This is a genomic window from Streptococcus oralis subsp. dentisani (assembly GCF_002096685.1).
GTDB lineage: Bacteria > Bacillota > Bacilli > Lactobacillales > Streptococcaceae > Streptococcus > Streptococcus oralis_AD.
Window position 1 is genome coordinate 97,887 of record NZ_NCVA01000036.1, and the last position, 7,997, is coordinate 105,883.

General features: G+C 40.6%; 4 protein-coding genes, 18 tRNA genes, 1 rRNA gene and 1 pseudogene. 3 read left to right on the top strand and 21 right to left on the bottom strand.

Annotation, left to right across the window (positions count from 1 at the left end; all coding sequences use genetic code 11):
* Positions 1-16 precede the first annotated feature (16 nt).
* Entirely contained in the window at positions 17-2,179 is a 2,163-nt protein-coding gene (locus B7705_RS01635; protein ID WP_084947200.1) for an alpha-galactosidase, read from the bottom strand.
* 107 nt (positions 2,180-2,286) lie between these two features.
* On the opposite strand from B7705_RS01635, the gene B7705_RS01640 reads away from it, so the two are divergent.
* Both B7705_RS01640 and birA read left to right on the top strand, forming a co-directional pair.
* Complete coding sequence (locus B7705_RS01640; RefSeq protein ID WP_084947178.1) at positions 2,287-3,147, top strand: AraC family transcriptional regulator; 861 nt, start codon at positions 2,287-2,289, stop codon at positions 3,145-3,147.
* A complete protein-coding gene (birA, locus tag B7705_RS01645; protein ID WP_084947180.1) occupies positions 3,144-4,082 on the top strand; it encodes a bifunctional biotin--[acetyl-CoA-carboxylase] ligase/biotin operon repressor BirA in 939 nt (312 codons plus the stop codon). The genes B7705_RS01640 and birA overlap by 4 nt, the downstream gene beginning before the upstream one ends.
* Positions 4,083-4,171: 89 nt before the next feature.
* On the opposite strand, the gene B7705_RS01650 is transcribed toward birA, so the two are convergent.
* Positions 4,172-4,876: a hypothetical protein gene (locus B7705_RS01650; protein ID WP_084947183.1), complete on the bottom strand. Its 705-nt coding sequence runs from the start codon at positions 4,874-4,876 to the stop codon at positions 4,172-4,174.
* A gap of 231 nt (positions 4,877-5,107) precedes the next feature.
* On the opposite strand from B7705_RS01650, the pseudogene B7705_RS01655 reads away from it, so the two are divergent.
* A pseudogene (locus B7705_RS01655) lies at positions 5,108-6,174 on the top strand (ISL3 family transposase).
* Positions 6,175-6,221: 47 nt separating this feature from the next.
* On the opposite strand, the gene B7705_RS01660 reads toward B7705_RS01655, so the two are convergent.
* The 19 genes from B7705_RS01660 to rrf form a co-directional block, all read right to left on the bottom strand.
* A tRNA-Ser gene (locus B7705_RS01660) sits at positions 6,222-6,309 on the bottom strand.
* A gap of 66 nt (positions 6,310-6,375) precedes the next feature.
* Positions 6,376-6,463 (bottom strand) — tRNA-Ser (locus B7705_RS01665).
* A 6-nt stretch (positions 6,464-6,469) separates the two neighbouring features.
* Positions 6,470-6,543, bottom strand: a tRNA-Ile gene (locus B7705_RS01670).
* A gap of 33 nt (positions 6,544-6,576) precedes the next feature.
* Positions 6,577-6,647: transfer RNA gene (locus B7705_RS01675), tRNA-Gly, on the bottom strand.
* Between the two features lie 16 nt (positions 6,648-6,663).
* Positions 6,664-6,736 (bottom strand) — tRNA-Phe (locus tag B7705_RS01680).
* A 3-nt stretch (positions 6,737-6,739) separates the two neighbouring features.
* A tRNA-Met gene (locus B7705_RS01685) sits at positions 6,740-6,813 on the bottom strand.
* Between the two features lie 11 nt (positions 6,814-6,824).
* Positions 6,825-6,914 (bottom strand) — tRNA-Ser (locus B7705_RS01690).
* Positions 6,915-6,925: 11 nt separating this feature from the next.
* A tRNA-Ile gene (locus tag B7705_RS01695) sits at positions 6,926-6,999 on the bottom strand.
* A 13-nt stretch (positions 7,000-7,012) separates the two neighbouring features.
* A tRNA-Met gene (locus tag B7705_RS01700) sits at positions 7,013-7,086 on the bottom strand.
* A 5-nt stretch (positions 7,087-7,091) separates the two neighbouring features.
* Positions 7,092-7,165, bottom strand: a tRNA-Pro gene (locus B7705_RS01705).
* Between the two features lie 16 nt (positions 7,166-7,181).
* A tRNA-Arg gene (locus tag B7705_RS01710) sits at positions 7,182-7,255 on the bottom strand.
* A gap of 11 nt (positions 7,256-7,266) precedes the next feature.
* Positions 7,267-7,352 (bottom strand) — tRNA-Leu (locus B7705_RS01715).
* A 7-nt stretch (positions 7,353-7,359) separates the two neighbouring features.
* A tRNA-Gly gene (locus B7705_RS01720) sits at positions 7,360-7,431 on the bottom strand.
* 27 nt (positions 7,432-7,458) lie between these two features.
* Positions 7,459-7,531: transfer RNA gene (locus B7705_RS01725), tRNA-Thr, on the bottom strand.
* A 12-nt stretch (positions 7,532-7,543) separates the two neighbouring features.
* Positions 7,544-7,625 (bottom strand) — tRNA-Leu (locus tag B7705_RS01730).
* Between the two features lie 5 nt (positions 7,626-7,630).
* A tRNA-Lys gene (locus B7705_RS01735) sits at positions 7,631-7,703 on the bottom strand.
* 22 nt (positions 7,704-7,725) lie between these two features.
* Positions 7,726-7,798, bottom strand: a tRNA-Asp gene (locus B7705_RS01740).
* A gap of 2 nt (positions 7,799-7,800) precedes the next feature.
* Positions 7,801-7,873 (bottom strand) — tRNA-Val (locus B7705_RS01745).
* 29 nt (positions 7,874-7,902) lie between these two features.
* Positions 7,903-7,997, bottom strand: a 5S ribosomal RNA gene (gene rrf, locus B7705_RS01750); the annotation flags it as partial.

Genomic DNA, 7,997 nt, shown 5'->3' on the forward strand with positions numbered 1-7,997 from the left:
AATTTATACGCTTTTATTATAGTCTCTTGAATTTATACTGTCTACTCAAAAAATCTCCTGGTGATAAGGTAACAGTTAAACCTGCATACATGAGCTCTGCACCCGAGTAAACAATGTTTGTCCCTTCCAGCTCATAAAGCCCTTCCACTTCTAAGTCTTTCAGTTTCAAGGTGGTTTCCATTGTTTCCACAACTGATAGGACTCGGACGTAGGTTACAATCGTTTGATTTCCATAGTTAAATTGCACAGTTGCTTCATTGGATTCAGCATCGGGATTGATTAACCTATACTGATTTCCCAACTGGACTACTGGTCGCAATTCTTTATACAAGTTCACCTGATTAGCAATCTCAGCTTTCTCATCATCTGATAAACTTGTCAAATCAAGCTCATAACCCAGATTTCCCATCATTGCTACATGACCACGAGTTTCCAATGGTGTCATTCGTCCCATCTGATGATTCGGTACAGCTGACACATGAGCTCCCATAGAAATGGTTGGATAGAGATAGGATGATCCATACTGTATAGGTAAACGTGCTATGGCATCAGTATTATCACTAGCCCAGACTTGTGGGAAATAACGCATCATACCAAGATCATTTCTGCCACCGCCACCAGAGCAGGACTCAAAGAGAATATGACTGTGTTTCTCTGTCAGATAAGAAACGAGTTCGTAAAGCCCCAGCATGTACTGATGAGATTGCATCTGGGTTTCCAGATAAACTGAACCATTCCCCAGATTAGTAATATTACGGTTCATATCCCATTTGATGTAGTCAATTTTATGATGAGAGAGGAGTTCATCTAAGACATTTTTCAAATATCCTACTACCTGGGGATTGGCAAGATTAAGTACTAATTGATTTCTAGAATAGGTATGCTCATAACCTGGAACCTGAATGGCCCAGTCAGGATGTTTACGATACAAGTCGCTATCAACAGAAATCATCTCCGGTTCTAACCAAAGCCCAAACTGCAAACCTCTTTCATGGATCGCTGAAATCAGACTTTCTAGACTTCCACCCAATTTTTCCTCATTCACAACCCAATCACCTAAAGCACGATTATCATCAAAGCGATTACCAAACCACCCATCATCTAATACAAAAAGTTCAATACCAACTTTCTTAGCTTCATCAGCTAGTTCTAACAATTTTTCTCTCTGAAAGTCAAAGTAGGTAGCTTCCCAGTTATTAATTAGAATTGGACGCTCTTTTTTAGAAAATTTACTTGGCATAATGTACTTAAGTACAAAATTCTGACTTTCATGACTAATACCAGTTAATCCCTTATCTGAATAAGTCACTAAAGCTACCGGTGTTTCAAAATTTTCCTCAGGATCTAACTTCCAAGAAAAATTTTCTGGATTAATGCCAATAGCAACCCGAACTTCATTCAGTTGATTCTTTTGGACAAAAGCTTCGAAGTTTCCACTATACAGTAGTTGTAGAGCAAACACATTCCCAGCATCCTCTGTAACTCCTTGATCACATAATAGAAGAGCTGGTGTTTGAGCATGCCCAGAAGCTCCACGGTTCGAACTAATCGAAAAGATTCCTTGTTCTACCTGTTGACGTCGGACAGTCTTTTCACGAGCATAAGCTCCCTGTAAAGTCACTATTTCGTAAGCTGCAGCAGGAAAATCAGCCATAAAAGAAAAGGCCTTATGAATGACAACTTCCTGATTGCTATTATTCTCCAATTTGCTGTAACTAGCAATTGTCGCATCATTATCAAAAGCAGTATAATACAAAGTCAGACTAAGTTTAGCTTGAGGATCTTTTAAAATCAAGGCAAGCGTCTCTGTAGCATCCATGCTGTGAGGAGAAGGTAAGCCCTGTGGACCATTCTGACCTTTTAAAATCTTTGCTTCTACAAATCGAAAGTCTGTTACTTCAGTTGCATCATGTTGAATCTGTAAAGTTGGTTTTCTAAAGTCACCCAAACCATGTTGTCCAAAAATCTGACGTTGCGTATCCAAACTAAAGGTTCGATTAGTAGCTATAGGATTACCAGAAAAAGCATGATCGCGTTCGTAAACACTATTAGCCCCTCTATAGTTCTTAATAGTCTTTCCTAAATGTTTTAATAATAAGAACCCATCCCTATTTTCAATAATCAAACTTAAACCTTTACTCTCAACGTAAAATAGATTATTCTCTATTCGAACTCCCATAAATTGTACCTCATCCATTTCTTGATAAAATTTTATCACATAAAAGCGCTTTCTAAAATAGAGAAATGTATACAAAGTATGGTAAAATGTTAGGTAGGAGGTGGCCCATGCTCGTTTTTTCAGAATACCAGACTGGAACAATTGATCTTTCTCTTAGCTTCTACGGTTATGAAGAATGCACGCCTAATTACTCTTTTGGCCCAGCTATTCGAGATACCTATGTACTACATTACATTACTAAAGGAAAAGGGCAGTTCCATTATAAGGGGAAAATTGTTGATTTAAAGGCAGGAGATTTCTTTTTACTAAAACCAGATGAATTAACCTTTTATCAAGCAGATAGCCAGGATCCTTGGGCTTACTACTGGTTGGGGATCACTGGAGGGAGGGCACCTGACTACTTTGCTCTATCTCAAATTTCTGACCAATCCTACCTCATCCAGTCAAATAACTGTCATACACAGACAACTGCAAAACTCATCTCAGATATTGTCCGCTTCGCTCAGATTACAAAATCTAATGAATTGGCTCAACTCCACATCATGGGACAACTCCATGAACTAATGTTTCATCTAGGAACGATTGCTCCAAATCAGAAAAAAGAGAATATTTCATCAACTCACCAGCTCTATCTTGACTGCAAACGATTGATAGATAGTCACTATCCACGATCGCTCACCATTCAAGATTTAGCTAAAGAGCTATCGGTTCATAGAAGTTACTTAACTAGTGTGTTTAAAGAATTTCACCAACTCTCTCCAAAAGAGTATCTACTCTACGTTCGGATGCATCGTGCACAACAACTTCTGGAACATACTGAAGAATCTATTAAAGTCATTGCATACTCCGTCGGCTTTTCAGATCCTCTCCATTTCTCAAAAGCCTACAAGCAGTTTTTTCATAAAACACCGAGTCAAACTCGAAAAGAACTCTCTCACTCCCTCTTAGCTAGAAAGGAAAATCAATGAAATCACACCAACTAGTCTACCAAATATTAGCTAGAGAAAACGACTATGTTAGCGGAGAAAAAATTGCAGAAGAACTGTCGTTAAGTCGTACATCCATATGGAAGGCAATTCAACGCCTCCAACAAGAAGGGCTCGTGATTGACAGTATTAAAAATAAAGGTTACAAACTTATTCAAGGCGATTTGATCCTACCTGATTTGATTCAAGAGAAAACCAACTTAACTATTTTCTACAAACCTGAAACAAAATCAACACAAACAGATGCAAAAGAAGGAATTGAAGGGGGAAGTCAGGGAAATAGTCTCTATCTTTCCACATGTCAAACAGCAGGTCGTGGACGCTTTCAGCGTCCATACTACTCTCCTGCTCAGGGAGGTATTTATATGTCATTACATATTCAGCCAAATCTCACCTATGACCAGCTTCCTGCCTACACATTACTTACAGCAGGTGCCATTTACAAAGCCATTAAAAACCTCACCTTGATTGACGTGGGTATCAAATGGGTAAATGATATCTACTTTAAAAATAAAAAAATAGCAGGTATCCTCACCGAAGCTATGACGTCCGTGGAAACAGGCCTAGTAACAGACGTCATTATCGGCGTTGGAATCAACTTTGCCATCAGCGATTTTCCCAAAGAGATAAAAGAAAAAGCTGGAAGTCTCTTTACACCACCAGCTCCTATCACACGAAACGAACTAATCTCAGAAATTTGGCGTTGTTTCTACCAAACAGCACCCGAAGAACTACTCTATCTTTATAAAGAACACTCTCTTGTTCTAGGAAGAGAGGTCAGTTTTATCCAAGAACAGACTGAAAAAAAAGGAGTCGCCAAGGACATCTCCGACAAAGGACAACTCCTTATCCAGCTTGATGACCAGACAGAAATCTGGCTCAATAGTGGTGAAATCTCACTCACTCGCTGGACTTAACAACGGCACTATATGCAACTAGCAACATATAGTGTTTTTTGAATGTAGAAAGCAACAGATATATAAATAGCTGGCTTCCTGTCAACAATTTACAGGTTAATAGCTTTCGAAGCATTCTTTTTATATGCCGTGCTATGTACCAAAGAAACCCCATAGCAGTGATTTTCGTGTCCAAGCATGACCAATGGAAGTGCAAAAACTTTAACAGCATACAAAAGCAGCCAAAACATAAAGACTTTAGCTTTTATATTCACCAAATTTTTACTAAACATCTCGTACAAGAACCATGCATTTAAAGCCATATTGAAGAGACTTGCTAACGTTGCTGAGACTATATTAGTTTTCAATTTTGGATGATAACATTTAGCCACATATAAGGCCAATATTGAAATATTATAAAGGCAAATCGGTTGATAATTTTCTCTATAAATAACCAGCGTCTTACGATTATAGAACGGGAAACCATGAGGTCCACGATGATATTCATTTATCCAGACATGGCTAAGACCTCTAATCTCATTCCAATCTACAAATAAATCAATTTTTCTTAGATAAATCCCAGTTTTATGGATTAAACACTTCCATTTGAACAAGAAAGATAGAAGAAAAGTAAGGAGCAAAACCGCAACTGTAACAACCTTCAACTCCTCTTGTCCGATAGTCAAAGATAGATTAAAAAAGTGAATTTGCGCTTTTTTTGCATCTAAGATCATTGAAATCACAGTTAGAAATACTAGAAAGATAAATAGTATAAATCTATAAAAAATACTATGAAATTTTACTCCATTTTTCATCTCGATTATCCCCCAGCCACTTAAAGTCCCTAACCCTAGTATACCACTAAATCTAGTCTATTTATGATTTTTTCTAGTATGAAAGTTAGTGAAACGGCATTAGATAATAGAGCTCTATAATTCTGTAGTGAGTAAAACCACTATGAGATTATGGAGCCTATTTTGTTGGCTTGAATTGTCAAATTAAGTGCACATTTTATCACAAACCTACTTGATATTAAAGACCCTAACATCAAGAGTGTAGATATTATCAATATGGATCCCCCAAAAGGAAATCACTGAAGAAATATGATTTTCAAAAAAAATCTAAAATCCCTTATCTAGAATGTGCGGGATACAAAATTCTAATTCGTCTAAGGAAACGGCGCTTCCGCTGTAAAGTCTGTAAAAAAATGGCTGTCGCAGAGACTCCCTTAGTCAAGAAAAACCACCAAATCGCTCAAAAATTAATCGAGAAAGTTCCTATGACGGTCATCGCTGAAAGCTTGGCTATCTCCACTTCCACCGTCATTCGTAAACTGAAAGAGTTTAAATTCAAGACAGATTTATCTTCCAACTCACATGTCTTGGGATAAATACAGCTTCAAGAAAGGTAAGATGAGCTTCATTGCACAAGATTTTGATTCAAATAAGATCCTAGTTATCTTAGACGGACGGACTCAAGCAACGATTCGCAATCATTTCCTTCGTTATTCTAGACAGGTCCGAAATGGAATGAAAGTCATTACAATGGACATGTTTAGCTCCTACTACGACATCGCTAAGAAACTCTTTCCTTCTGCTAAAATCATCCTCGATTGCTTTCACATTGTACAAAATCTCGGCCGTGCTATGAGCTGCCTTCGCAACCAAATCATGAATCAGTTTGATAGGAGATCGCACGAATATAAGGCAATCAAACGCTACTGGAAACTCATCCAACAGGAGAGTCGGAAACTAAGTCATAAACGCTTTTATCGCCAGACCTGAAAAAACACTATAATCTCTATCAGCTCTTGTTTTTTAACTTTCAGAACAAGGAGGCAGAGAATTTTTTCGAACTCATTGAAAATAATCTCAATCTGGTCCACCCTCACTTTCAGACTGTCTTTAAAACCTTCCTCAAGGATAAAGAGAAGATTGTCAACGTCCTTCAGTTACCTTATTCCAACGCAAAATTGGAAGCGACTAATAATCTCATTAAACTCATCAAACGAAATGCCTTTGGTTTTCGGAACCTTGAAAACTTCAAAAAAAGAATTTTCATCGCTCTCAACATCAAAAAAGAAAGGACGAAATTCGTCCTTTCTCGATCTTAGCTTTTCTTCAACCCACTAGAGTTGATAAAGATTCTCAAATTGTATCACGGAGAATGGGGGATTCGAACCCCCGCGCCAGTTACCCGACCTAACGATTTAGCAAACCGTCCTCTTCAGCCTCTTGAGTAATTCTCCAAAATATTTAATTAATAGGTATAAGTTGATTTAAACTCCTACACTCGCTTTATAGCTCTCTGTATACGGAGAATGGGGGATTCGAACCCCCGCGCCGGTTACCCGACCTAACGATTTAGCAAACCGTCCTCTTCAGCCTCTTGAGTAATTCTCCTATTAATGGGCACGAGTGGACTCGAACCACCGACCTCACGCTTATCAGGCGTGCGCTCTAACCACCTGAGCTACGCGCCCAAGTTCAAAAACTTGGTATGAACTTTCGTTCAAAGCGGGTGACGAGAATCGAACTCGCGACAACAGCTTGGAAGGCTGTAGTTTTACCACTAAACTACACCCGCTTAATAAAATAAAATATGGCGCGAGACGGAATCGAACCGCCGACACATGGAGCTTCAATCCATTGCTCTACCAACTGAGCTACCGAGCCAAATTGCGGGAGCAGGATTTGAACCTACGACCTTCGGGTTATGAGCCCGACGAGCTACCGAGCTGCTCCATCCCGCGTTAATATAAAAAGGAGGATGTGGGATTCGAACCCACGCACGCTTTTACACGCCTGACGGTTTTCAAGACCGTTCCCTTCAGCCGGACTTGGGTAATCCTCCATTATTTACAATGGACCTTGTAGGACTTGAACCTACGACCACTCGGTTATGAGCCGAGAGCTCTAACCAGCTGAGCTAAAGGTCCAACAAGATCAATATAGCGGCGAAGGGGATCGAACCCCCGACCTCCCGGGTATGAACCGGACGCTCTAGCCAGCTGAGCTACACCGCCATGAATCGGGAAGACAGGATTCGAACCTGCGACACCTTGGTCCCAAACCAAGTACTCTACCAAGCTGAGCTACTTCCCGAGTTAAATAGAAAAAATGCACCCTAGAGGATTCGAACCTCTAACCGCCTGATTCGTAGTCAGGTACTCTATCCAGTTGAGCTAAGGGTGCTCATCATTATATGCCGAGGACCGGGATCGAACCGGTACGATCGTTACCAATCGCAGGATTTTAAGTCCTGTGCGTCTGCCAGTTCCGCCACCCCGGCCTCTCTAAGCGAACGACGGGATTCGAACCCGCGACCCCCACCTTGGCAAGGTGGTGTTCTACCACTGAACTACGTTCGCATCGACCTCTTATTCTATATAAAAAAATGCCGGCTACATGACTTGAACACGCGACCCTCTGATTACAAATCAGATGCTCTACCAACTGAGCTAAGCCGGCTACTTTCTATTATGCGGGTTAAGGGACTTGAACCCCCACGCCGTTAAGCGCCAGATCCTAAATCTGGTGCGTCTGCCAATTCCGCCAAACCCGCAAATATGACCCGTACTGGGCTCGAACCAGTGACCCATTGATTAAAAGTCAATTGCTCTACCAACTGAGCTAACGAGTCTAAAATAACTTCCGTTATCTTACGGTCCCGACGGGAATCGAACCCGCGATCTTCGCCGTGACAGGGCGACGTGATAACCGCTACACTACGGGACCTATGGGAGTTAACGGGATCGAACCGCTGACCCTCTGCTTGTAAGGCAGATGCTCTCCCAGCTGAGCTAAACTCCCAAAAAGGAAGCCTCTAAACTTCCTATTCTGCTAAGCGACTTCCATATCTCACAGGGGGCAACCCCCAACTACTTCCGGCGTTCTAGGGCTTAACTGCTGTGTTCGGCATGGGTACAGGTGTATC